Origin of the sequence: Serratia sp. JSRIV004 (assembly GCF_019968705.1) — a bacterium.
Classification (GTDB): Bacteria; Pseudomonadota; Gammaproteobacteria; order Enterobacterales; family Enterobacteriaceae; genus Chania; species Chania fonticola_B.
Genome location: NZ_CP074140.1, coordinates 4,374,035 through 4,395,687, shown reverse-complemented (window position 1 = coordinate 4,395,687; position 21,653 = coordinate 4,374,035). Strand labels below are relative to the sequence as shown.

The window sequence follows — 21,653 nt, the reverse complement described above, 5'->3', positions numbered from 1 at the left end:
CGGTACCCGCCTTCTTGAACGCCGGTTGGGAGCGCTATGTTTACTCGACCTGATGTGTTATCCGGCACCCGTGCCGCGGCCTGTTTTAACCAATTTAAACGCCAACCTCCATTGATCCACTGCCTGACCAACGAAGTGGTGCAAGAGCTGACGGCCAACGTGCTGCTGGCGCTTGGTGCTTCACCGGCGATGGTAGTGGAACCGGAAGAGGCCGCGCAGTTCAGCCGCGTTGCTGATGCGCTGTTGATCAATATCGGCACCCTGCACGCTTCGCGGGCAGAGTCGATGTTAGCCGCCATCGAGGCTGCCAATCGTGCTGAAAAGCCCTGGTTACTGGATCCGGTTGCCGTTGGGGGATTGGAATACCGAGCAATCTTCGCCCGCCGCTTGCTCACCCTGCGGCCTGCGGCGATCCGTGGCAACGCGTCGGAAATCATTGCATTGAGCGGCCTGCAGACCAGCGCCCGTGGCGTAGATAGCCAGGATGACTCGCTGATGGCATTACCCGCAGCACGCGTATTAGCACGTAATTGTGGGGCCATTGTGGCCGTCACCGGTGAGACAGACTACATCACTGATGGTGAAAGAGACTGGGCCGTCACGGGTGGCGATGTATTGATGACGCGCGTGGTGGGGACGGGCTGCGCGCTTTCGGCCGTCGCGGCAGCATTTTGCAGTTTGCCGGGCGATCGGCTGGATAATGTTGCCACCGCTTGCCGCGTGATGGCGCTATGTGGTGAAAGGGCCACCGCGACTTGTTCTGGCCCTGGCAGCTTTACTACCGCCTTCCTGGATGCCCTCTACCAACTGCGAATGGAGGATCTGCTATGAAACGGATTAACGCTCTCACCATCGCTGGTACCGATCCTAGCGGTGGGGCCGGTATTCAGGCCGATCTGAAAGCCTTCTCCGCGTTGGGGGCCTATGGCACCAGCGTAATCACCGCGCTGGTGGCGCAGAACACCCGTGGCGTGCAGTCGGTATATCATATCGAACCGGCATTTGTGGCCGCCCAGTTGGATTCGGTACTCAGCGATGTGCGTATCGACAGCGCTAAAATCGGTATGCTGGCTAACGCCGACATTGTGCAGGCGGTGGCCGAGCGCCTACGCCATTACAAGCTGCCTTATGTGGTGCTGGATACGGTGATGCTGGCTAAAAGTGGTGACCCGCTGCTGGCACCGGAAGCGGTGGAGTCCATCCGCCGTGAGCTAATGCCGTTGGTTTCCATTATCACGCCGAACTTGCCAGAGGCGGCGGCTTTGCTGGCCTGCGCTCCGGCGCAAAACGAATCACAAATGCGCGAGCAGGGCCAGGCGTTATTAGCGATGGGCTGTCAGGCGGTGTTGATGAAGGGGGGCCACCTAAGTGAAGAGGAAAGCCCAGATTGGCTATTTATCCCCGGCTTTGAGCAGCGCTTTAGTGCGCCGCGCATAGCGACCAGGCACACGCACGGCACCGGTTGCACCTTATCTGCGGCACTGGCAGCCCTGCGCCCACGCTACCCAAATTGGGCCGATACCGTGGCAGCGGCAAAAAACTACCTGCAACAGGCCTTACAGCAGGCCGATAGCCTGGAGGTAGGGCAGGGTATTGGGCCGGTGCATCATTTCCATGCCTGGTGGTGAGCCAACTTTTCCACTAGCCGATGCTAGTTGGTCAATTGCTTGATATTTTCCACCGAGCCCTCCATGATCGGGAACCAGGCCCAATGCGGCTCAGGCTGATTGATTTGTGAAAATAAAGGGAAGCAAGATGGCTGGTTATCAACCACCTTATACCATTACGCCAGCTATCCTGAATCGAGTGATTGAGGTGGGGGAGCTATTGGGGCATTGGGCCGCGCAGGCTGGGCAATCTTCACCTTTGTTACGCAAAGAGAACCGTATCCGCACCATTCAGGCCTCATTGGCCATTGAGCATAATAGCCTGTCTACTGAGCAGGTGACTGCGATCATGGAAGGTAAGCGGGTGTTGGCACCGGCAAAAGATATTCAGGAAGTCCGTAACGCCATCCTTACCTATGAAAAATTGCCAAGCTGGCAAAGCCATCGGCTTGAGGATTTGTTGGCGGCACATGGTTTATTAATGGGAGGGCTGGTCGATGCTCCGGGGCAGCTACGCAGCGGCAATGTTGGGGTATATCGAGATAAACAACTTATCCATATGGCGCCACCTGCCAATCAACTATCGCGTTTGGTTGGCGATCTGTTGGCGTGGTTAAAGCACACCGATATTCATCCACTGATCGCCAGCTCTATCTTTCACTATGAGTTCGAATTTATTCATCCGTTTGCCGATGGCAATGGGCGAATGGGGCGTTTATGGCAAACGTTGATCCTCAGTGAGTGGCGTTCAGAGTTGGCATGGCTACCGGTTGAAACCCTGATCCATAATCAACAGCAGGACTATTACCGAGTCCTGGGAGTCTGTGATAGGGCTAGCGATTGCACCGCATTTATTGACTTCATGCTGGAGAAACTGGTGGCGGCATTAGCCGAAGGTATTGGCGAGCAGAAGGGGAAGTCTGCCACAATGTCGGAAGAAATGTCGGAAGAAATGTCGGAAGAAATGTCGGAAGAAATGTCGGAAGAAATGTCGGAAGAAAATTTACTACCGCTGAGTCGAACGACTGAACGCATCTTGGCCATTATTGCTGCCAATCCCTCCGTCACCATTGCCCAATTGGCGGAAACATTGGCGATGAGCAGCCGTACCATTGAGCGAAGCCTCAAGGTGCTCCAGGAAGGAAAGCGGCTAATCAGGGTTGGGGCAACCAAAAAAGGATATTGGCAGGTAGTCTGACGAAAACGCTGAGCCAACTTTCCCGTTTAATTGTGGTCTGAGCTACTTGGAGCTACGCTTTTGATTTACCGAGGGAGGAGACCATGATAGGAAAAAAGAGGTTGTTGGGAGCCCTGGTTGCGACCCTGCTTGGATTTAGCACCGGCAGTTTTGCCGAACAGATTATCACTGCCTCAGATCTGATCCAGCAGCCGGGCTACCAAACCAGTTGGAAAAATATGGTGAAGGGGCAGGCACAGTTACCGGGTTGGGCGCGTAAAGGGATCGGCACTTCCACGCCAGCTGAAACCGTCACCTGGCAAGGGCAAAGCTACCAGATCGGTAACATCTGCAAGCCGCATGACTGCGCCAATAACTTTATGATTGTGGCTTTTAAAGCCGACAAGTCCCAGGCTTGGGGCGTGCGGGTTGAAGTGCCCAATAAGCCGCAGGCCATCGACCATCCGAAGAAATACGCCAAATATCAATGGCTGGGTAAACCGGATGATCAGATGAAAGCGTTGCTGAAGAAACAGTTTGAGGGCAATCCAGACTGGAAGTAACGCTGCTGAGGGGGAAAGCTACGCGCCAAGGTAGTAGTTAAGCGGGCGTAGCATGCTACGCCCCCTACGTGATATCAGCCGATCCCGGCTTGATGCAGGTCGTGCAGGTTGATTGCCCCTACCAGTACGCCATCGATATCCACCACCGGAGCGGCGCTGATGTGTTGTTCGTGTAACGCTTCCAGAGCCTCCCCGGCGCGCCACTGTTCTGGCAAGCGGTAGCCGGGGCGAGTGATCGCCGGGCTGAGGCCGTCATTGAGGCTATTACCCTTCACCAACCAGCGGCGCAGGTCACCGTCGGTAAATACGCCCACCACTTTTTGCTGTGCATCGCATACGGCTACCAGGCCTAGCCCGGTACGGCTCAACTCCAGCATGGCTTCCATTACGTTGGCGCTTTCTTGCACCATCGGCAGGCGATCGCCGGTACGCATCAAGTGATGGACGCGATTGAGCAGGCGAGCACCCAGGCTGCCACCTGGATGGGAACGGGCAAAATCCTCGGCATTAAAACCGCGCTGGCGCATCAGGGCCATCGCTAATGCATCCCCCATCATCAGCGTAGTCACTCCGCTGGAGGTTGGTGCCAGGCCCATCGGGCAGGCTTCACGTTCAACGCTGATGTCCAACGTACAGGCAGCCCCGAGCGCCAGTGGCGACTCTTTGCCACCGGTCATGGCAATGACTGGGATCTTACTCTCTGCCAGCAGCGGCAGGATCAGATCCAGCTCTTTGGCGCGGCCTGAATAGGAGATAAAGATCACCACATCATCGGCGCCGATCATCCCCAAATCGCCATGCAAGGCTTCCGCCGGATGGACGAAAAACGACGGGGTGCCAGTGCTGGCCAATGAAGCGGCAATCTTCTTGCCGATATGGCCGGATTTACCAATACCGGAAATAACCGCCTTGCCACGGCAGTTGAGCAGCAGTTCACAGGCTTGGACAAAGTTGTCATCCAGGCGTGTCAGCAGGCGCTGCGCTTCGGTCAGCTCAATTTCCAGCGTTTCACGGGCAAAGTTGAGCAGGGCAGTGGCGTTACTCATCAAGGGGGTCTCCTACCAGAATGATATTGATACCTTTAGCCTGTAGCGCAGCCAGGTAATCCGGGTTGATGCCGTTATCGGTGATCAGGGTATCCACAACGCTCAGATCGCACACCACGTTGGGGCTTTTGCGGCCAAACTTCGAGGAATCGACCAGCAACACAATACGGCTGGCGGCTTCACACATCGCCTTGCTGACATTATGCACTTCATTAAAGGTGGTGACACCCGCATTGAGGTCGACACCGTCGGCCCCAATAAACAGCTTATCGAAGCTGAACTGCTGAAATGCCGACTCCGCCAGGCTGCCGTGAAAGGAGGCAGATTTTTTACGGTAGGTGCCACCGGGCATCAGGATGGTTTGATCGTTATCCAGTTCCACCAGCGCGTTAACGATAGTCAGGCTGTTGGTCATCACGGTGATGTTATTGAACTGCGCCAGATGTGGCACCATCTGCAATACCGTACTGCCTGCGTCAAAGATCAGCGAATCACCATCATCGATCAGCTTGATGGCGGCATAGGCGATCTGCCGTTTCTTTTCGGTGTTGATATGGGTTTTACGATCGATGGGCTGATCGCCATCGTCACGGCTAAGCACCACGCCGCCATAGGTGCGGATCACCTCGCCTTCTTCTTCCAGCAAGGTGAGATCTTTACGGATGGTAGTGCCGGTCGTGGAAAAATGCTCTGCCAGGGCATCCACTGCCGTTTTGCCATGCCGCTGCAAGTATTCGAGGATAGCGGCTTGCCGCTGCTTTGGTTTCATAGAGATCCCTGTTCACAAGAGTTGACCATTCCTCTCGGTGAGATAGTTCACTATGAAAGGTAATGTCTTTTAATGTGAAAATATCATGATTTCGGTGCGATCGCTAACGATAGTGCAGTTTGGCATGCCCGATCCTCAGGGAAGATCACATCTGGGCAGAGTTGTTGTTGGTGCATGCCATGTAACTGCGTGAGCTGTTTCGGCTGGGCGAAGATGGTCAGGCCGCGCATCAGCATGCTGCCACATACCCGCTGTTGTGCGTCAAACGCTAGCGCCAATACCACGCGGGGTTTGAACCGGCCCCCAGAGCGGCCAACGCCCACGGTGCCCAATTGGCATAGGCTCTCGAACGCGCGGTTAAAGCGCTGTAGCTGCCACCAACCCAGGGCGATTTGCAGCAGCCAGGCGATAACGGCGAAGGTAATGAGTGCGCTGGTCATACGGTTGTTCTCCTGTGTGAAAATAAAGGGAGAGAGTCCGGCGATCGACCCCTCACCCTAACCCTCTCCCACAGGGAGAGGGGACCGAATGTGCTACAACGTTATTCCTGTATTTAACCACGGCACGGTATCAAAATATGGGGTTAGCGTTCTTCAGATAGAGTCCTATACCTGACTATGACACCGTACTGGCCCCCTCTCCCTGTGGGAGAGGGTGGGGGTGAGGGGCTGTTAGGTACATATTTAGTTAGCCCTTATTCCCAGCCCGTAAATCAGAACATCACCTGCCCGCCGGTAATGTTGATCGACTGGCCGGTGCAGTAAGAGGCTTTGTCGCTGGCATAAAACAGCAGCGTGTTCAGCACGTCCTGGTAGTCACAGCCGCGTTTCAGCGGCACCTTATCGGTGTAATATTTCTCAACTTCTTCCGGCTTGATGCCCAGCTTCTGTGCATATTGCGGCAATAGCGACTGGAACATCGGCGACTTCAACAGGTTACCGAGCATCAGGGAGTGCACGGTGATACCGTAATCGGCCAGATCGAGCGCCAGCGACTGCGTCAATCCAACGCCACCGAACTTGGCGGCGCTGTAGCCGGAATTATGCTTGCTGCCGACCTTGCCGGATTTAGAGTTGATTTGAATGATGCGCCCGGCGATACCGTCGCGGATCATCAGGCGAGAGAACTCGCGGGCACACAGGAAATAACCCACCAGGTTCACCTGCAAGGAGCGGTCAAAATCCCCCAGTGGGAAATCGGTGATCGGCGCGGCTTTGGCAATCCCGGCGCTGTACACCAACAGGTTGGTCTGACCGAAAGCCCGGTCAACCGCACTAGCCAGCGCGATAACGCTGGCCTCATCGGTGGCATCGGCCTGGAAACCGATGGCGCGATCGGCCCCGAACTCCTGATTGATTTGCTGTGCCACCAGATTGGCGTTGTCGGCATTCAAATCGGCGACCGCAACGCGATAACCCGCTTCAGCCAGGCCATGACACAGGAAAGCCCCCAACGTTTGGCCACCGCCAATCACTACAGCTACTTCAGACATGATCTACTCCTTATGCGATAAATTTCAGTGTGCTGCCTAACGGGATATCAGCGGGCGTGCTGCCTGTTACGTGGATCGTGCCAGGGAATTCGGCCTGAGTTTCTCCATCAAAACGTACGGTGATATGGCCCAGTTCGCGTAGGTTCTGGGTGGCAACCTCTCCGACAGCGGTGATGGGGTAGCGCCGATCGCCAAGCTCCATCACGCCCCCGGTTTGTAATTCACCGGCGGTCTCGCCGTGCTGGTGGATGAAGCAGTACTCTTCAATATCTGCCGGTGCGCCTTCGCGGAAGGTGATCAGCATATTGTCCAGCAGTGCGTCACGGGCGCAGCCGCCAATCTGGGTGATAGTGGTCTGGAAAATGGTGCTCATGGTTTTCCTCCGGGCAATTTATTGATAGATAAAGGCCGATGCGGCCCAAGCGATCAGGACCGTCGGTGCGCCAGTGAGGAAGCGCCCAACCAGTACCGAAGGGACGCCGACACGCACCGTATCCTGCTTGGCCTCTGCCAGGGACAGACCCACCGGGATAAAGTCACAGGCGGCCTGGGCGTTAATGGCGAACAGCGCCGGGAGTGCCAACTGAGGGGGAATATGGCCAAGACCAATCTGTACGCCCACCAGCACGCCGATGACCTGAGCGATGACGGCGCCAGGGCCGAGGAACGGTGAAAGCAGGGGGAAGGAACAGATCAGCGCCAACGTCACCAAACCGATTGGGCTGTTGGCCAGCGGCGTCAGGCCGTGGGCGATAAAGTCACCCAGACCCGAGGCCATGATGATGCCGATCAGCGCCGAGACGAAGGCCATAAACGGCAGAATGGTTTTCAACACGGTATCGATGGTGTCACGTCCGGCCTGGAAAAACACCGCGACAACTGACCCCATACCCATCCCGACTTTTGCCAACAGGCCATCGCTCTGTTCGGTGATTTTTTTGCTGGTATCGTAATCACGAACCTTTGGTTGTGGCTGTTTTTCGCTGGGCGGAGGAGTTTCAGACCCTTGTGCAACTTCAATCAGGCTGATGTTGTTTTCCCGTACGCCGGAAACGTAAATATCCTCCAGAATAAACTGCGCCAGCGGGCCAGAACGGCCAGTTGAATGAATATTGATGGTCGGGATGCGGCGTTTAGGGTAGATGCCACAACGCAACGTCCCCCCACAGTCAATAATCGCCAGACCAATCTCTTCCGCCGGTGGTTCGCCTTCTTTGAAACCGTCTACCGCAGGCCAGCCGGTTAAATCGCTGAGTTTGTCGACGATCGCCGGGCGGGTACCGGCGGTGATATAGACGATTTTCTTACCTGGCTCGATAGGTAACTGTAGTGGGCCACCCCAGCCGCCAGCACCTTTCTCAATACGGATATAAGCACTCATGCTGCGCTCCACAAATTAAAGTTGAACCTGGCGATCCAGTTGGATGCCCATCTTGCGTTCAAATATGCTGGTGGTGAGATCGGTGATCCAACCGCGGAAGAAGTTGGTGAACAGCCCAACCAGGAAGTAACTCACTGCCAGAGGAGCCAACGGCAGGCCAAGCGTGGTCAAACCGCTGGCAATGCCGAGGTAAACGAACAGTTCGCCAGGGTTGATATGGGGGAACAGGCCGTTCATGGAGTGGCAACTGTAGGAGGCTGCGGCGTAATAACTGGGTTTATATTTCTCTGGCATAAAACGTCCGAGACTCAACGTCATCGGATTACAAAACACAAAGGTGCCGATCAGGGGGAGTAGCAGGTAGCGTGAAACCGGGTTACCGGCACAGCGCTGTGCCAAACGTTCGATACGTTCCTGGCCAACAAAGTTGATCAACGCGTTCATGATAACTAACAGGCTGATCAACAACGGTAAAATGCCGGTCACCATACCGACAAACACTTCCCCGCCTTTTTGGAACAGGCCGATAAACCATTCGGCTCCGTGGGTTATTAGCTCAATCATTTTTTTCTCCTGTGATGGATGCTATGGCCTGGAGCGAAGTGCGGCTCTTTCGCCATGGGTCATACAGTAACCACTTTGGTTCGGCTTTTGTTTTAAATGGATCACACTTTGAAAGATAAATATTTTATTGTGAAAGATAAAAATGAAAGAAAAGAAATTAATAATGAAGGAAGAGAGGGGTTAGGACATGAAAAAGGCCCAGCAGAGCTGAGCCTCGAAGACTAATAATTTGATAAATAACGATTAAGCGATGGTGACGCTGTTGTCGAGATAGGTGTCCTGCACGGCATTGATCAGGGCGATGCCATCCTTCATCGATTTCTTGAACGCTTTACGCCCCAGGATCAGGCCCATCCCGCCAGCCCGTTTATTGATCACGGCGGTACGCACTGACTCTTGCAGGTCGTTTTCCCCTGCGGCGCCGCCAGAGTTAATCAAACCGGCACGGCCCATGTAGCAGTTTGCCAACTGGTAGCGCACCAGATCGATCGGGTGATCGGTGGTCAGCTTGTCATAGACGCGATCGTCGGTATAACCGAATTTCACTGCACGGTAGCCGCCGTTGTTCTCGGCCATTTTCTGTTTAACGATATCGGCACCGATGGTGGCCGCAATGTGGTTGGCTTGGCCGGTCAGATCGGCGCTGGAATGATAATCGACGCCATCCTTGTTGAACGCAGGGTTACGTAGATAGGCCCACAATACGGTCACCATGCCCAGTTCGTGAGCGCGCTCAAAGGCGATCGAGATCTCTTCAATCTGGCGGCGTGACTGCTCGGAACCGAAGTAAATGGTTGCACCAACCGCCACCGCCCCCATATTGAACGCCTGCTCAACGCTGGCATACAGGGTCTGGTCGTATTGCGTTGGATAGCTCAGGGTTTCGTTGTGGTTCAGCTTGACCAGGAACGGGATCTTGTGGGCGTAGCGGCGGGAGACCGAAGCCAGCACGCCGTAAGTGGATGCCACGCAGTTACATCCGGCTTCGATCGCCAGCTCAACGATATTTTTTGGATCAAAATAGAGTGGGTTGGCGGCAAACGAGGCACCGGCAGAGTGCTCCACGCCCTGATCGACCGGCAGGATCGATAGATAACCGGTGCCCGCCAGGCGGCCATGGTTCAGCAAGGTTTGCATTGAACGCAGCACGCTGTTTGGGCGGTTGTTGTCGATCATCACCCGGTCAACAAAGTCGCCACCGGGCAGGTACAGATTTTCCGCAGGGATGGTGGTGCAGCGGTGTTGCAAAAGGTCTTCCGCTTCCTTACCTAACAATTGTGCAATATCCGTCATGATTCACTCCCGTTAAAGCTTCCTATACACCGGTAACTCTGGGTATTTGGCCACCGGCGTAGTCAAAAGCGGTGATTGAAGCTATGCAAAGATACTAATCAAAACCTGATGGTGCGAAGAGACAATAGATGCGATTGAGAAGAAATGCTATTTAGAAGGCAAAATTTGCGAGTGAGCGCTTGTTGATGGCGTCCCCTTTCCTGGTCGGAGAGGGGAACAGTTTTTACTCGGCTTCAAACCAGTCGGTATTTTGCAGAGCAATCGGGGTGATCGAATAGATCATCTCCTGCAAATGCTCATGAATAGCCAGCTCCGCCGCATCCGGATCCTGGGCTTTCAGCGCCGCAAAAATACGGTAATGCTGGTGGATCAGATTCTCCGGCGGTGACACTTCGCTCAGGCTGAGGAAGCGCACCCGATCCATCGTCGCTTTGATGGTCTCGATGGTTTCCCACGCCAGAGCACAGTTGGCCATTTGCGTCAGCAGATGGTGGAATTCATCGTCCAGCGCCAAAAACTCGCGGATCTGATTATTCTGTGCCGCCAGCTCCTGGCGATGCAGGTTATGCTCCAGCGTCATCAACTGCTCGGGGGTGATGGTGGTGGCAACTCGCCGCACGATGGCGCATTCCACCGCCTGACGGATAAAGCGCCCGTCAGCCACTCGTTTGGCGGAAATTTTCATCACGAAGGTCCCGCGCTGCGGCAAGATCTGCACCAGCCCCGCTTCAGCCAGTTTGATAAAGGCTTCGCGCACCGGTTGGCGTGAAACGCTGAAACGGGTGGAGATCTCTTTCTCGGAAAGCAACGTGCCCGGAGGGATGGTGCAATCGACGATATCTTTGCGCAGGAAACGATAGATCTGCTGATTGACCGGGACATTATTCGTGAGGATGTACGATTCTGACATGGCGACAATCAATATATGAGAGTAGTAGTGAATGCCACCATACTAGCAGATTAACCCGTGAAAGAGGGCGGATAAATCCACCCGCATTCTCTGCTTTTCTATTAGCGCGCCAGCACCCTTGCCACCGTCGCTTTAGCTCCCCGCGCCAACAGCGCCAGATAAGCACTGGTCACGGCATTGACGAAGCGTTGGTTATCCGGCAGGTCGCGTCCGAATACCGAGGTCATTTGCAGTAACGCCATCACGCGAGGCTCACCTTCAGCACTGTTGGCGACGCGCCGGGCAATTTCCTCACGCAATGGATCGCTGATGTCGATCGGTTGACCCTGTTCGTCCTTACCGCCGACGTAACGCATCCAGCCCGCTACGCCCAGCGCCAGACAGTCAAAATCACTGCCGTTGGCCAGATGCCAGCGCACCGAATCCAGCATGCGCTGCGGCAGCTTTTGCGTGCCGTCCATGGCGATCTGCCAGGTGCGGTGCTTCAACGCCGTATTGCGATAGCGTGCCAGCAGGGAATCGGCGTATTTCTCCAGATCGGTTCCCGGCGTGTTCAGCGTCGGGGCCTGCTCAGCCAGCATCAGATGGCGGGCGGCCTTGACGTAATGCTCATCCTGCATACAGTCACTGATGTGTGGGTAACCGGCTAAATAACCCAGATAGGCCAGGAACGAGTGGCTGCCGTTCAGCATACGCAGCTTCATCTCTTCGAACGGCAACACATCGCTGACCAGTTCGGCACCGGCTTGTTCCCATGCCGGGCGGCCCGCGACAAAATTGTCCTCAATCACCCATTGGCGGAACGGCTCGCAGGCCACGGCTGCCGGATCCTGCACGCCGGTTTGCTGTGCGACCTGGGCCAGGGTGTCTGGCGTCACGGCTGGCACGATGCGATCGACCATGGTGGAAGGGAAGGTGACGTGGGTTTCGATCCACGTTGCCAACGCCGGATCGAGCGCTTTGGCATAGGTGGTGATCACGTTGCGGGTCACATGGCCGTTTTCCGGCATATTGTCGCAAGACATCACGCTGAATGCAGATTGCTCGGCAGCTTTACGTTGTGCCAAGGCTGCGACGATGACCCCCACTGCGCTTTGTGGGTGATGTGGATTAGCCAGATCCCGCACAATCAATGGATGATCTAGCTGCAACTGGCCGGTGGCGGGAGAATGACAGTAGCCTTTTTCGGTGATGGTCATGGACACAATCGCCACTTCTGGCTGGGCCAGAGCCTGGAACACGGCGTCCAGCCCGTCGATTTGCGCATGCAGCGCCTGTTTTACTACGCCCACCACTCGGCATTTCCAGGCATCGGCTGACATCTCTGCCACGCTGTAGAGCATATCTTGCTGTTTGAGATCGGCGATTTGCTGTTCGCCGCCGATCAGGTTGATTTCGCAGTACCCCCAGTCGCTGCCGTGTTCCTGTGCCAGAATATCGGCGTATACCGCCTGGTGGGCCCGATGAAAGGCACCAAAGCCCAGATGAACCAGGCGCGAAACCAGTTTGCTACGATCGTACTGCGGAACAATGGCGTTGGCTGCTAACAGCTTGGTATCCATGTTAAAACTCACTGTGTGATGGTTTGATTGCCGCAGAACCTTCTCTGCGGCAGAGGATTGAAGAGGGATTAATGACTGCTGACGCGCTGGGCTATCGGTAGCGCTGGGCTTTCTGCGGCATCTTCCGCCAGGCTCAGGTCGCGATCTCTGACTTCTGGCATCAATATCGCTGCCAGCAAGCCGATAACGGAGTACAGGATCATCATGGCGGCGATTGGCCACCAGGAGTCGGTCATATTGCAGAAGATACCGGCCAATACCGGGCCGAAGCCGACCGCCACCAAACCACCGGCCTCTTTGGAGATCGCCATGCGGGTAAAGCGGTTACGTGAACCAAACATTTCCGCCATGGTGATGTTTTCCAGCGCAAACAGGCCCAGCACCGCGACGTTATGGATAATAATGATCGAGGCCATAATCACGTTCACCTCATTGGTCTTGTCCACAATCATCGAAATCATAGGGTAAGCCAGAATGATGGCGGAGATATTGACCAGGATATAAGGTATCCGCCGGCCGATCTTGTCGGAGAGCCAGCCAAGGAACGGGATGGTAATAAAACCGATGGCGGAGCTGATCATCAAGGCGTCGGTTGGGATAGCCTTCTCAAACAGCAGGGTTTGCACCAGATAACCAGCCAGGAAGGTCTGTATCAGACCGGAGTTGCCTGCCTGGCCAAAACGCAGCCCGGTAGCCAGCCAGAAGGATTTGCTACTGAACATTGCCGACAGCGAATGGGTCTTGTCAGCCACGGCGTGAGCCGGTGTTGCGCTGGTGCTGTCGTCGTTAACTTTTTCAAACACCGGGCTTTCTTTCAGGTTCATACGCAGCCAGATGGCAAACAGCATGACGACCACGCTGGCCAGGAAAGGCACGCGCCAGCCCCAGGCCAGCAGCTCCTCTTTTGACAGGAAGAAGAACATGACGGCCCAGATAGCCGTTGCTGACAGCGTGCCGCAGTTGGTGCCCATGGCTACCAGTGAGGAGATAATCCCGCGTTTACCCTTAGGCGCATATTCTGCCAGCATGGTTCCGGCTCCGGAAATTTCCGCACCTGCTCCCAACCCTTGAATAATACGCAGTAACACCAGTAACAAAGGGGCGAAAATACCGATTTGCGCATAGGTTGGCAGCACGCCGATTAAGGTGGTGCAGATCCCCATCATGGTAATGGTAATAAACAGCACCCTTTTACGGCCGAGGGTATCCCCCATGCGTCCAAAGAAGAAGGCACCCGCAATACGGGCGATATAACCCGCGCCGTAGGTTCCCATCGCCAAGATTAACGCCATGGCGGCGGACTGTTCCGGGAAAAATATTTCATGGAAAACTAATGCTGCACCTAGCGAATAAAGCTGAAAATCCATAAATTCCAATGCGGTACCAAGCCAGCCGGAAACGGCCGCCTTGATCAGGTCCGAGGTACTTCTTTCCGGCTGAGTGTTGTCAATTTTTGCGTTCATCATTGTTCTGTTCTCTGCAAATTGTTGTAAGGACGGCAAAGATGAGGTTCAGAAGCCCCTGTTTCCTTCCAGCTACAGCAGGCCGTAGCTGGAAAGTGGTCAGGTCAGAATTTCAGTAAAACTTTACAGCACTGCTTTTGGTCTTTTTCGAAGATCTCCATCGCGTCAAGCACTTGCGTAAACGTAAACTGATGGGTGATCAGTTTCTCTGGTTGGATCTGGCGTTGCGCCATCCAGGCAATCACCTGCGGGAAGCGGTTGCTGTTAAGGCGTGAGCTGTAAATCGAGATCTCTTTACTGGTAATGGCTTGCTGGCTGATCACGCAGGGTTCGGCAGAGAAGCCCATAATGCCAATGCGTGCGGCGGGAGAAGCCAAGCCGATTGCCTCCGGCAGAATGGCCGGGTGGCAGGCAGCATCGATGATCAGCGTTGGCCGGATGCCGAGTTTTTGTAACTCGCTGGCCAAATCCAGCTGGCTGTTGTTGATCACCACATCCGCGCCGTTGGCAGTGGCCATCGCCAGGCGCTCATCGATACGGTCAGCTACCACAATCTGTTTAACGCCGTAAACGCCGCTCAACGCCTGAATGGAGGTTAGGCCCATAGGTCCGGCACCATACACCAAGGCCACATCTAACGGGCCAGGTTGCAGTTGGCTACAGATGTTGGCAGCAATGGTGAAGGGTTCGACCATCGTGGCTTCGTTGTCTGGAATGCTGTCCGGTACTAGATGGGCATTTTTGGCCGGTAGCGTCACAAATTCGCTGAACCCGCCGTCACGGTGCACCCCGATGACCTGCAGTTCGGTGCAGACGTTTGGTCTGCCCACCGAGCAGGGATAGCAATGGCCGCAACTGACAACCGGATCGCCCACTACGCGTTCTCCGATGCGTGACGGGTCGACACCTTCGCCGATAGCATCGATATGGCCAAAGAACTCATGGCCGATCACGCGCGGGTATTTGGCAAACGGATTATGGCCCCGATAGATATGCACGTCGGAACCGCAGATCCCGGCACTAGCCACACGGATCCGGACTTCACCTTGCTGCGGCGATGGCAATGGGCGTTCTTCGATCACCAATTGCCCTGGCTGTTGAACAGTAATGCTTTTCATAGAAATTCCTCGGTTTACCAGTTCCACAGGGTGCCGTCTTCCAGGCGCGCTACCGGCAGGTAGGCTGGATCGTAGGGATATTTGGCAGCCAGTTTTTCGTCAAACTCGATGCCCAACCCTGGTTTTTCGCCCGGATGCATGTAGCCGTTGTCGAACGTCCAGTTATGTGGGAACACCTCCAGCATCTGTTCGGAGTAGCCCATATATTCCTGCACGCCGAAGTTCGGCACCCACAGGTCAAAGTGCAACGCCGCCGCCATGCAGATTGGCGAGAGATCGGAAGGGCCGTGTGAGCCGGTACGTACCTGATACAGTGAAGCGAAATCGGCGATACGGCGCATGCCGGTGATGCCCCCGGCGTGGGTGATGGTGGTACGGATGTAATCGATCAGTTGCTCTTCTATCAGCTGTTTGCAATCCCAGATGCTGTTGAACACCTCACCGACCGCAATCGGGGTCACGGTATGTTGGCGGATCAGGCGGAAGCACTCCTGGTTTTCGGCCGGGGTAGGATCTTCCATCCAGAACAGGCGATATTGCTCAACGCTTTTGCCAAAGCGGGCCGCTTCGATCGGCGTCAGGCGGTGATGCATATCGTGCAGCAGGTGTTCGTCAAAACCGAATTTGTCACGCACGGCTGCAAAAAGTTTCGGGGTGAAGTCGAGGTATTTCTCGGTTGACCACAGCTGCTCTTCCGGCCAGTTACCTTTGGTCGCAGGCTCATACGCCAGGCCTTTGCCCTTGGCCATGCCGTAGGTGGTTTTCATGCCTGGGACGCCGCATTGTGCGCGGATTGCCTTGAAGCCCAGCTCCTTGTGCTTGGCATAATCGTCCAGCACTTCGTCAATCGAGTGGCCGGTGGTATGGCAATACACCATGACGCCGGTACGTGAAGCGCCACCCAGCAACTGGTACAGCGGCATATTGGCCGCTTTGGCTTTGATATCCCACAATGCCGTGTCCACTGCAGAGATGGCCGACATGGTCACCGGGCCACGGCGCCAGTAAGCACCTTTGTAGAAGTACTGCCAGATATCTTCAATTTGATGAGCATCGCGGCCGATCAACTGCGGGCAGACGTGATCTTCCAGATAAGACGCGACTGGCAGTTCGCGGCCGTTCAGGGTTGCATCGCCGATCCCGGTTAGCCCGCAGTCGGTAGTGATCTTCAGGGTGACGAAATTTCTCCCTGGGCAGGTGACAAACACCTCGGCTTTAACAATTTTCATGACTTCCACATCCTGTTGTTGCTGATAACGTATGGGCGGAAATTAACCTTGAACTGACTACCATACAAGTATGATTTGTGAGAATTGCCGCTGGAGATCACAGTTATGGGTGGATCGCAGACGTGGGGTGGTGGTTTTATCTTGAGGTAAAAAGAGGGATGTGGGTTCGCAGGCGTGTTCAGGAGGGGGAGTTAATTTGTAGCACCAGCCCCTCACCCCAACCCTCTCCCACAGGGAGAGGGAGCTGATTCGGTGATGCGGTCAGGTGCGGATGATAATTTGTAACTTGGTAACCCCATCAATTAGTTGGGGTTTTTTACGATGCTGCTGTTGAGCGTAGGAGCTAATTTGTAGCACATACTGTCCCCTCTCCCTGTGGGAGAGGGTTAGGGTGAGGGGCGTTACGCCGGGCTAAAGCTTGCTCGATCTGAGCACGTGGCTTATTTGCTTATCCCAGCAGATCGCAATTTGGCGGTAAGCGGCACTCGATAGCATCAGGCAGTACCTCAATGCGGAAATCACGGCCCGTCAGCGGTTCGCCATCAAGGTTAAAGGTGATTTCATGCGGCGCGGTGATTTCCAGCCATGGCAATGAGGCATCAACTACGTTGCTGTTTTCCTCACCGCTGAACAAGATATTGACCAGCGTAGGCAGCAACTCTTCGGCGGTGAGCAGGCGCACCTGCAATAAACCATCGTTGATCAACGCGCCAGGGCAAAGTTTCTGCCCACCCCCGGCCTGCCTACCGTTGCCGATACCGATCACCAGCGCTTCTCCGGCCCAATGGAAATCTGGCCCACGGATCTCGCAGCTGTCGGCTTTCAGCGCATCCAGGCGCAGCAGGCCGTGAATGAAATAGGAAACGCCCCCCAGCGCAGCCTTCAGTTTTTCTGGGGTTTCGGTGGTAATGCGGGTGCCAAAGCCGCCGGTCGCCATATTGATGAAATAGCGCTCGTCATTGACCTTGGCCAGATCGATCGGCACCGCTCGGCCCTTGATGGCTAACTGCAAGGCCAAATCTGGTTGTAAGGGAATAGAGCAGGCGGTAGCAAAGTCGTTGGCGGTGCCCAGCGGCAGTATGCCGAGTATTGGGCGAAACTCTGCGGGCAGTTGTGCCAATGCGGCAGCGACCTCGTTGATGGTACCGTCGCCACCCCCGGCGATCACGGTTTCAACCCTCAGTTGGCTAGCCTCTTTGACGTAACGAGCGGCATCCCCCAGTTCCCAGGTGACGCGGACATGCAGGGTCTGGCCCTCATGGCGCAGCAGGTTCACCGCTGCGCGAACTTCCTCGTTGCCGGAGCTTTTACCATTGATGATAAGCAGTGCTGGTGCATATTGGTGCATTCCTGATCCTTATGGCGAAAAACGAATCGGCTGTCAAACGGTGGCCAGGTGGGGCTTCCCAGTAGTTTGAACCCTAAACCAAGCCATTAACGATAAACCACAATCCGGTAGCGGGCCATAAGAATATTCAGGTAATGCCGCGTTTGGCTGCTACAGGGTATTTATATAATCAATGCCCAATGGGGGGAAATACCTTTCTTTCACGCAAGTTAAGCGTTGGTATTAACGACCTTATTAATCGCTATAGAATAATTTATATATTGCAGGGAAAATGATAAGCCGCTTGGCGCAATGCAAGAAATATCCTAAAAAAACCAATGAAATTCTCAGCTGATTGAAATTTAAGGGGATAAAAAAGAAAAGGCCAACCCAAGGGAGATTGGGCTGGCTAAGGAGGTGGTTCCTAGTATTGCTATGCAAATATTTTCGTTATTAGTTTTAAGCAGCCTGATAATAACCAAGCTGCGCGCTAATTGATGTGATCTGATTCTAATATTTGCCAAAAATTGCCACCCAGGTGGGTGGCGATAAACATCTTAACCGTTCTGGCTATCGTCCTGCGGCAAATTGCGGATCAACAACGCATAATTGAGGTCGATATCCTCGGGGATCGGCAAATAAACGATATGGCCGTTGCCCGGAGCGACATCGATCGTCTCGCCCTTCTTGTTCTGCAGGCTTTCCAGGGTAAACAACACGTTACCCCCTGGCGTCATCATCTCTACGCTGTCACCGACCAGGAATTTATTTTTTACATCCACTTCTGCCCAGCCGTTACGGCGCACCCCGGTAAATTCTCCGACAAACTGCTGCAGTTCGGAAATGGAGGAACCGTAATCATAGTTCTGGTGGGCATCATGCGTATGACGGCGCAGGAAACCTTCGGTATAGCCACGATGAGCCAGGCCTTCCAGCGTGGTTAGCAGGCTTGGGTCGAAGGGCTTACCGGCAACGGCGTCGTCAATGGCACGGCGATAAACCTGTGCGGTACGGGCGCAGTAATAAAACGACTTGGTACGGCCTTCAATCTTCAGCGAATGTACGCCCAACTGGGTGAGTCGCTCTACGTGCTGGATGGCACGCAGATCTTTTGAGTTCATGATGTAGGTGCCGTGCTCGTCCTCAAACGCGCTCATGTACTCGCCGGGTTTCTGCGCTTCGGAAAGCATAAAGACTTTATCGGTTGGTGCGCCAATGCCCAGCGTCGGCTCAACGTTTTGCACCGCGATAGGCTCATGCAGATGCACGATGCTGCCGGTATCGTCTTCCTTGCCTTCTTCTGCCTTGTACTGCCAGCGGCAGGCATTGGTGCAGGTGCCTTGGTTGGGATCGCGTTTGTTGATGTAACCGGAAAGCAGGCAGCGGCCGGAATAGGCCATGCACAGTGCGCCATGCACGAAGATCTCCAGCTCCATTTCTGGTACCTGGCTACGGATTTCTGCCACTTCATCCAGCGACAGCTCGCGGGAAAGGATCACTCGCGTCAAGCCCATCTGCTGCCAGAACTTCACCGTTGCCCAGTTGACCGCGTTAGCCTGCACCGAGAGGTGAATGTCCATCTGCGGGAAGGCTTCGCGCACCATCATGATCAAACCGGGGTCGGACATGATTAGCGCGTCCGGGCCCATGTCGATCACCGGTTTCAGGTCACGCAGGAAGGTTTTCAGTTTGGCGTTGTGTGGCGCGATGTTAACCACCACGTAGAACCTTTTGCCTAGCGCATGGGCTTCGTTAATCCCGAGCTGCAGGTTCTCGTGGTTAAATTCGTTATTACGTACCCGCAGGCTGTAACGCGGCTGGCCAGCGTAAACCGCATCGGCCCCATAGGCAAAGGCGTAACGCATGTTTTTCAGCGTTCCCGCCGGGGAGAGGAGTTCTGGTGTAAACATAGTGATTCTCGGTCTGATTTCAGGTCAGCACCGCGCCACCCAATGGCGCAGTGAAAGCGGGGGATTGTAGCGGCAGCCCGCCAAGAAATCAGCAATTAACCGGAAATTTTCAAGGGAGATTGATCTTCATCATCAGAAAAACCGCGCGGTAGTGGATACCGCGCGCAGGCCGGATGAGATTTATACGCTTAAATCACGCACGTCTGTGGTTGGGCCATTCTTGATCACTGACTGAATCCCGCCTTTCGCTGCGCTATCCGAGCTGTACATCTGGCTGGTGCCAATCACCTGATGGTTTTTGGCTTTCAGCACGAAATAGGGTTTGTTGTTGCTGCTGATTTTCACTTCAAACTGCGCCTCATGAGGCGAATTGGTTTGCACGGACGCAATCCCGTTTTCCGCCGAGGCTTTGCTGGCATACATCTCGCTGGAGAGAATGATCTCGCCATTGCTGGCCTTCAGGTTGAAGTGATATTGCCCGTTGCTCGATTTTGTCAGCTCATAATGTCCGCTTGCCATGGTCCTGCTCCTGATTAGTGCCAATAAGAGAGATAAGTGTAGCTAATGTCTCAGCAAGCGTTTTTTTAACGGTGAAGTAATGCGTACCAGTGCACAGAAATGGGTGGCTTGTTGTATTCGTTGCCAGGTTGGGCTGGAGGGAGGTTGCCCCTGGTTACATTGGCGATTGCGTAGCGGTTCGCATCGTTGGCATAAAACGTTAGGAGGCAGATGATTTTGCTACGTTGAGAGGATAGGGTGGCTGATATCCGCATTCCTTATGCGAACAAAAAACAGGCAGCTTGGCCTTGGCATCCACTCAAAATAGGCATATGCTTTGGCCTATGCCAGCGTGAGGAGGTGCAATATGGAAAGAGTCGCCAAGCTTTTTAAAAACGGTAGAAATCAGGCGGTGAGATTGCCAGTGGAATTCGAATTCGATGTCGATCAGGTTTATATTCGCCGGGATGAACAGGGTAACGTTATCTTGTCGAAGCATCCAATGAAATTGGACTCCTGGCAACCGCTACTGACCATGCTGCAAAACGTGGCGGTTCCTGCTGACTTCCTGACTGCTGACGATCGCCAGCAAGGGGTAGCAGAACGGGATCCGTTCAAGGAGGAACAGTAAGTCATGTATATGTTCGACACTAACACGGTGAGCCAGCTTTTTCGTCAACATCCCCGGCTGCTTGCGGCTATGGGCCGGGTACCGCCATCGTCGGTGTGTATTTCCAGCATAACCCAGGCGGAACTGCTTTATGGTGTCGCCAAGCGGCAGAACAAGGCGCTAAAACAGACGGTGATGATGTTCCTGGACGCCGTCACCGTTTACTCCTGGGACTCTGCGGCGGCGCATTGCTATGGTGTCATGCGCGCAAGTATGGAAAAACAAGGCAGACCGATGGGGGCGTTGGATCAGCTTATTGCCGCACATGCGGTTAGCCGTGGCGCAACCATAGTGACCAGCGATCGGGCTTTCACTATGGTCGCGGAGCTTGAGGTGGAAGACTGGACGCTGTAAGCGTCACAGCCCATTGACCAGCCTACACTGTTCGGCTTCCCAGCGGTAGCCCACCCCGTAGACTGAACGGATAAACGCCTTGTCGCCGTCGATCAGCTCCAGCTTGCGGCGCAGGTTCTTGATATGGCTATCGATGGTACGGTCTGTCACCACCCGGTAATCGTCGTACAGATTGTTCAGCAGTTGTTCGCGTGAAAACACGTTGCCCGGCTGGCAGGCCAGGGTTTTCAGCAGGCGGAATTCCGCCGGAGTCAGATCCAGGATATGGCCCTGATAGCTGGCCTGAAAGCGTGGCTCATCAATCTGCAACAGTGAATCATCATCGCTATGTTCCTGGGGCCGATAGCAACGGCGCAGGATGGTTTTCACCCTGGCAACCACTTCGCGCGGGCTGTAAGGCTTGCAGATGTAGTCATCCGCCCCGATCTCCAGCCCCAGCAGGCGGTCGATCTCCTCGATTTTGGCGGTCACCATGATGACGGGGATATCGGTAAAACGGCGTAGCTCACGGCAAACGGTTAAGCCATCGCAGCCTGGCAGCATCAAATCCAGCAAAATAAGCGCTGGTGGATGTTCATGCACCGCCGGGATCACCTCGCTGCCGTTGCTCAGCCAGCGGGTGGCGTAGCCAGCAGCCTGCAGATAATCTACCAACAGTTGGCCCAGCTTGGGTTCATCTTCCACAATCAAGATTTGTAGTGGCTGATTTTGGTTTTCCAT

Annotated in this window: 23 protein-coding genes; 6 read left to right on the top strand and 17 right to left on the bottom strand. The window is 54.7% G+C overall.

Annotated elements, in window-relative coordinates; all coding sequences use genetic code 11:
* Nucleotides 1-36 precede the first annotated feature (36 nt).
* The 4 genes from thiM to KGP21_RS20955 all read left to right on the top strand — a co-directional run bounded on the left by thiM (nucleotide 37) and on the right by KGP21_RS20955 (nucleotide 3,347).
* Nucleotides 37-831: a hydroxyethylthiazole kinase gene (gene thiM / locus KGP21_RS20970; RefSeq protein ID WP_223536189.1), complete on the top strand. Its 795-nt coding sequence runs from the start codon at nucleotides 37-39 to the stop codon at nucleotides 829-831.
* Nucleotides 828-1,628, top strand: coding sequence for a bifunctional hydroxymethylpyrimidine kinase/phosphomethylpyrimidine kinase (gene thiD / locus KGP21_RS20965; protein ID WP_021807158.1), 801 nt, complete (start codon nucleotides 828-830; stop codon nucleotides 1,626-1,628). The genes thiM and thiD overlap by 4 nt, the downstream gene beginning before the upstream one ends.
* A gap of 127 nt (nucleotides 1,629-1,755) precedes the next feature.
* A complete protein-coding gene (locus tag KGP21_RS20960; RefSeq protein ID WP_223536187.1) occupies nucleotides 1,756-2,805 on the top strand; it encodes a Fic family protein in 1,050 nt (349 codons plus the stop codon).
* An 83-nt stretch (nucleotides 2,806-2,888) separates the two neighbouring features.
* Complete coding sequence (locus KGP21_RS20955; RefSeq protein ID WP_094982774.1) at nucleotides 2,889-3,347, top strand: inhibitor of vertebrate lysozyme family protein; 459 nt, start codon at nucleotides 2,889-2,891, stop codon at nucleotides 3,345-3,347.
* Between the two features lie 74 nt (nucleotides 3,348-3,421).
* Here the strand turns inward: KGP21_RS20955 and gutQ are convergent, their stop codons facing one another.
* The 16 genes from gutQ to KGP21_RS20875 form a co-directional block, all read right to left on the bottom strand.
* Nucleotides 3,422-4,393 (bottom strand): arabinose-5-phosphate isomerase GutQ, encoded by a 972-nt coding sequence (gene gutQ, locus KGP21_RS20950; RefSeq protein ID WP_021807154.1) that lies wholly within the window; start codon nucleotides 4,391-4,393, stop codon nucleotides 3,422-3,424.
* Nucleotides 4,386-5,162: a DNA-binding transcriptional repressor gene (locus KGP21_RS20945; RefSeq protein ID WP_021178807.1), complete on the bottom strand. Its 777-nt coding sequence runs from the start codon at nucleotides 5,160-5,162 to the stop codon at nucleotides 4,386-4,388. Before KGP21_RS20945 ends, gutQ begins: the two co-directional genes overlap by 8 nt.
* Nucleotides 5,163-5,245: 83 nt before the next feature.
* On the bottom strand, nucleotides 5,246-5,602 hold the full coding sequence (gene gutM / locus KGP21_RS20940; RefSeq protein ID WP_021807153.1) for a transcriptional regulator GutM: 357 nt from the start codon (nucleotides 5,600-5,602) through the stop codon (nucleotides 5,246-5,248).
* A 272-nt stretch (nucleotides 5,603-5,874) separates the two neighbouring features.
* Nucleotides 5,875-6,654 (bottom strand): sorbitol-6-phosphate dehydrogenase, encoded by a 780-nt coding sequence (gene srlD, locus KGP21_RS20935; RefSeq protein WP_024527024.1) that lies wholly within the window; start codon nucleotides 6,652-6,654, stop codon nucleotides 5,875-5,877.
* A gap of 10 nt (nucleotides 6,655-6,664) precedes the next feature.
* The gene (gene srlB / locus KGP21_RS20930; protein ID WP_021178804.1) at nucleotides 6,665-7,027 is read right to left on the bottom strand and encodes a PTS glucitol/sorbitol transporter subunit IIA; all 363 of its coding nucleotides are present in this window, start codon (nucleotides 7,025-7,027) and stop codon (nucleotides 6,665-6,667) included.
* 18 nt (nucleotides 7,028-7,045) lie between these two features.
* Complete coding sequence (locus tag KGP21_RS20925) at nucleotides 7,046-8,035, bottom strand: PTS glucitol/sorbitol transporter subunit IIB (protein WP_021807151.1); 990 nt, start codon at nucleotides 8,033-8,035, stop codon at nucleotides 7,046-7,048.
* Nucleotides 8,036-8,050: 15 nt separating this feature from the next.
* Entirely contained in the window at nucleotides 8,051-8,599 is a 549-nt protein-coding gene (locus KGP21_RS20920) for a PTS glucitol/sorbitol transporter subunit IIC (protein ID WP_021807150.1), read from the bottom strand.
* Between the two features lie 243 nt (nucleotides 8,600-8,842).
* Nucleotides 8,843-9,892 (bottom strand): class I fructose-bisphosphate aldolase, encoded by a 1,050-nt coding sequence (fbaB, locus tag KGP21_RS20915; RefSeq protein ID WP_021178801.1) that lies wholly within the window; start codon nucleotides 9,890-9,892, stop codon nucleotides 8,843-8,845.
* 223 nt (nucleotides 9,893-10,115) lie between these two features.
* The gene (locus tag KGP21_RS20910) at nucleotides 10,116-10,802 is read right to left on the bottom strand and encodes a GntR family transcriptional regulator (RefSeq protein ID WP_223536185.1); all 687 of its coding nucleotides are present in this window, start codon (nucleotides 10,800-10,802) and stop codon (nucleotides 10,116-10,118) included.
* Between the two features lie 101 nt (nucleotides 10,803-10,903).
* A complete protein-coding gene (locus KGP21_RS20905) occupies nucleotides 10,904-12,364 on the bottom strand; it encodes a mannitol dehydrogenase family protein (RefSeq protein WP_223536182.1) in 1,461 nt (486 codons plus the stop codon).
* 68 nt (nucleotides 12,365-12,432) lie between these two features.
* Nucleotides 12,433-13,827 carry an MFS transporter gene (locus KGP21_RS20900; protein WP_179247807.1) on the bottom strand — a complete coding sequence of 465 codons (1,395 nt, stop codon included), beginning with the start codon at nucleotides 13,825-13,827 and terminating at the stop codon, nucleotides 12,433-12,435.
* Between the two features lie 104 nt (nucleotides 13,828-13,931).
* A complete protein-coding gene (locus KGP21_RS20895; protein ID WP_021807145.1) occupies nucleotides 13,932-14,945 on the bottom strand; it encodes a Zn-dependent oxidoreductase in 1,014 nt (337 codons plus the stop codon).
* A gap of 14 nt (nucleotides 14,946-14,959) precedes the next feature.
* Nucleotides 14,960-16,174: a D-mannonate dehydratase ManD gene (manD, locus tag KGP21_RS20890; RefSeq protein WP_021178796.1), complete on the bottom strand. Its 1,215-nt coding sequence runs from the start codon at nucleotides 16,172-16,174 to the stop codon at nucleotides 14,960-14,962.
* 448 nt (nucleotides 16,175-16,622) lie between these two features.
* On the bottom strand, nucleotides 16,623-17,522 hold the full coding sequence (yegS, locus tag KGP21_RS20885) for a lipid kinase YegS (RefSeq protein WP_059201495.1): 900 nt from the start codon (nucleotides 17,520-17,522) through the stop codon (nucleotides 16,623-16,625).
* A 536-nt stretch (nucleotides 17,523-18,058) separates the two neighbouring features.
* Nucleotides 18,059-19,411 carry a tRNA 5-hydroxyuridine modification protein YegQ gene (gene yegQ, locus KGP21_RS20880; protein WP_021178794.1) on the bottom strand — a complete coding sequence of 451 codons (1,353 nt, stop codon included), beginning with the start codon at nucleotides 19,409-19,411 and terminating at the stop codon, nucleotides 18,059-18,061.
* A gap of 180 nt (nucleotides 19,412-19,591) precedes the next feature.
* Nucleotides 19,592-19,930, bottom strand: a complete 339-nt coding sequence (locus tag KGP21_RS20875; RefSeq protein ID WP_021178793.1) for a YegP family protein — start codon at nucleotides 19,928-19,930, stop codon at nucleotides 19,592-19,594.
* Between the two features lie 346 nt (nucleotides 19,931-20,276).
* On the opposite strand from KGP21_RS20875, the gene KGP21_RS20870 reads away from it, so the two are divergent.
* Together KGP21_RS20870 and KGP21_RS20865 are read left to right on the top strand one after the other, a co-directional pair.
* Entirely contained in the window at nucleotides 20,277-20,540 is a 264-nt protein-coding gene (locus KGP21_RS20870; RefSeq protein WP_021178792.1) for an antitoxin, read from the top strand.
* Between the two features lie 3 nt (nucleotides 20,541-20,543).
* Nucleotides 20,544-20,933, top strand: coding sequence for a type II toxin-antitoxin system VapC family toxin (locus tag KGP21_RS20865; protein WP_021807143.1), 390 nt, complete (start codon nucleotides 20,544-20,546; stop codon nucleotides 20,931-20,933).
* 3 nt (nucleotides 20,934-20,936) lie between these two features.
* Here the strand turns inward: KGP21_RS20865 and baeR are convergent, their stop codons facing one another.
* Nucleotides 20,937-21,653: a two-component system response regulator BaeR gene (gene baeR, locus KGP21_RS20860; RefSeq protein WP_021807142.1), complete on the bottom strand. Its 717-nt coding sequence runs from the start codon at nucleotides 21,651-21,653 to the stop codon at nucleotides 20,937-20,939.

Coding starts and splice junctions, on each gene's coding strand:
- thiM (WP_223536189.1), top strand. CDS start 37: ATGTTTACTCGACCTGATGTGTTATCCGGCACCCGTGCCGCGGCCTGT.
- thiD (WP_021807158.1), top strand. CDS start 828: ATGAAACGGATTAACGCTCTCACCATCGCTGGTACCGATCCTAGCGGT.
- KGP21_RS20960 (WP_223536187.1), top strand. CDS start 1,756: ATGGCTGGTTATCAACCACCTTATACCATTACGCCAGCTATCCTGAAT.
- KGP21_RS20955 (WP_094982774.1), top strand. CDS start 2,889: ATGATAGGAAAAAAGAGGTTGTTGGGAGCCCTGGTTGCGACCCTGCTT.
- gutQ (WP_021807154.1), bottom strand. CDS start 4,393: ATGAGTAACGCCACTGCCCTGCTCAACTTTGCCCGTGAAACGCTGGAA.
- KGP21_RS20945 (WP_021178807.1), bottom strand. CDS start 5,162: ATGAAACCAAAGCAGCGGCAAGCCGCTATCCTCGAATACTTGCAGCGG.
- gutM (WP_021807153.1), bottom strand. CDS start 5,602: ATGACCAGCGCACTCATTACCTTCGCCGTTATCGCCTGGCTGCTGCAA.
- srlD (WP_024527024.1), bottom strand. CDS start 6,654: ATGTCTGAAGTAGCTGTAGTGATTGGCGGTGGCCAAACGTTGGGGGCT.
- srlB (WP_021178804.1), bottom strand. CDS start 7,027: ATGAGCACCATTTTCCAGACCACTATCACCCAGATTGGCGGCTGCGCC.
- KGP21_RS20925 (WP_021807151.1), bottom strand. CDS start 8,035: ATGAGTGCTTATATCCGTATTGAGAAAGGTGCTGGCGGCTGGGGTGGC.
- KGP21_RS20920 (WP_021807150.1), bottom strand. CDS start 8,599: ATGATTGAGCTAATAACCCACGGAGCCGAATGGTTTATCGGCCTGTTC.
- fbaB (WP_021178801.1), bottom strand. CDS start 9,892: ATGACGGATATTGCACAATTGTTAGGTAAGGAAGCGGAAGACCTTTTG.
- KGP21_RS20910 (WP_223536185.1), bottom strand. CDS start 10,802: ATGTCAGAATCGTACATCCTCACGAATAATGTCCCGGTCAATCAGCAG.
- KGP21_RS20905 (WP_223536182.1), bottom strand. CDS start 12,364: ATGGATACCAAGCTGTTAGCAGCCAACGCCATTGTTCCGCAGTACGAT.
- KGP21_RS20900 (WP_179247807.1), bottom strand. CDS start 13,827: ATGAACGCAAAAATTGACAACACTCAGCCGGAAAGAAGTACCTCGGAC.
- KGP21_RS20895 (WP_021807145.1), bottom strand. CDS start 14,945: ATGAAAAGCATTACTGTTCAACAGCCAGGGCAATTGGTGATCGAAGAA.
- manD (WP_021178796.1), bottom strand. CDS start 16,174: ATGAAAATTGTTAAAGCCGAGGTGTTTGTCACCTGCCCAGGGAGAAAT.
- yegS (WP_059201495.1), bottom strand. CDS start 17,522: ATGCACCAATATGCACCAGCACTGCTTATCATCAATGGTAAAAGCTCC.
- yegQ (WP_021178794.1), bottom strand. CDS start 19,411: ATGTTTACACCAGAACTCCTCTCCCCGGCGGGAACGCTGAAAAACATG.
- KGP21_RS20875 (WP_021178793.1), bottom strand. CDS start 19,930: ATGGCAAGCGGACATTATGAGCTGACAAAATCGAGCAACGGGCAATAT.
- KGP21_RS20870 (WP_021178792.1), top strand. CDS start 20,277: ATGGAAAGAGTCGCCAAGCTTTTTAAAAACGGTAGAAATCAGGCGGTG.
- KGP21_RS20865 (WP_021807143.1), top strand. CDS start 20,544: ATGTATATGTTCGACACTAACACGGTGAGCCAGCTTTTTCGTCAACAT.
- baeR (WP_021807142.1), bottom strand. CDS start 21,653: ATGGAAAACCAAAATCAGCCACTACAAATCTTGATTGTGGAAGATGAA.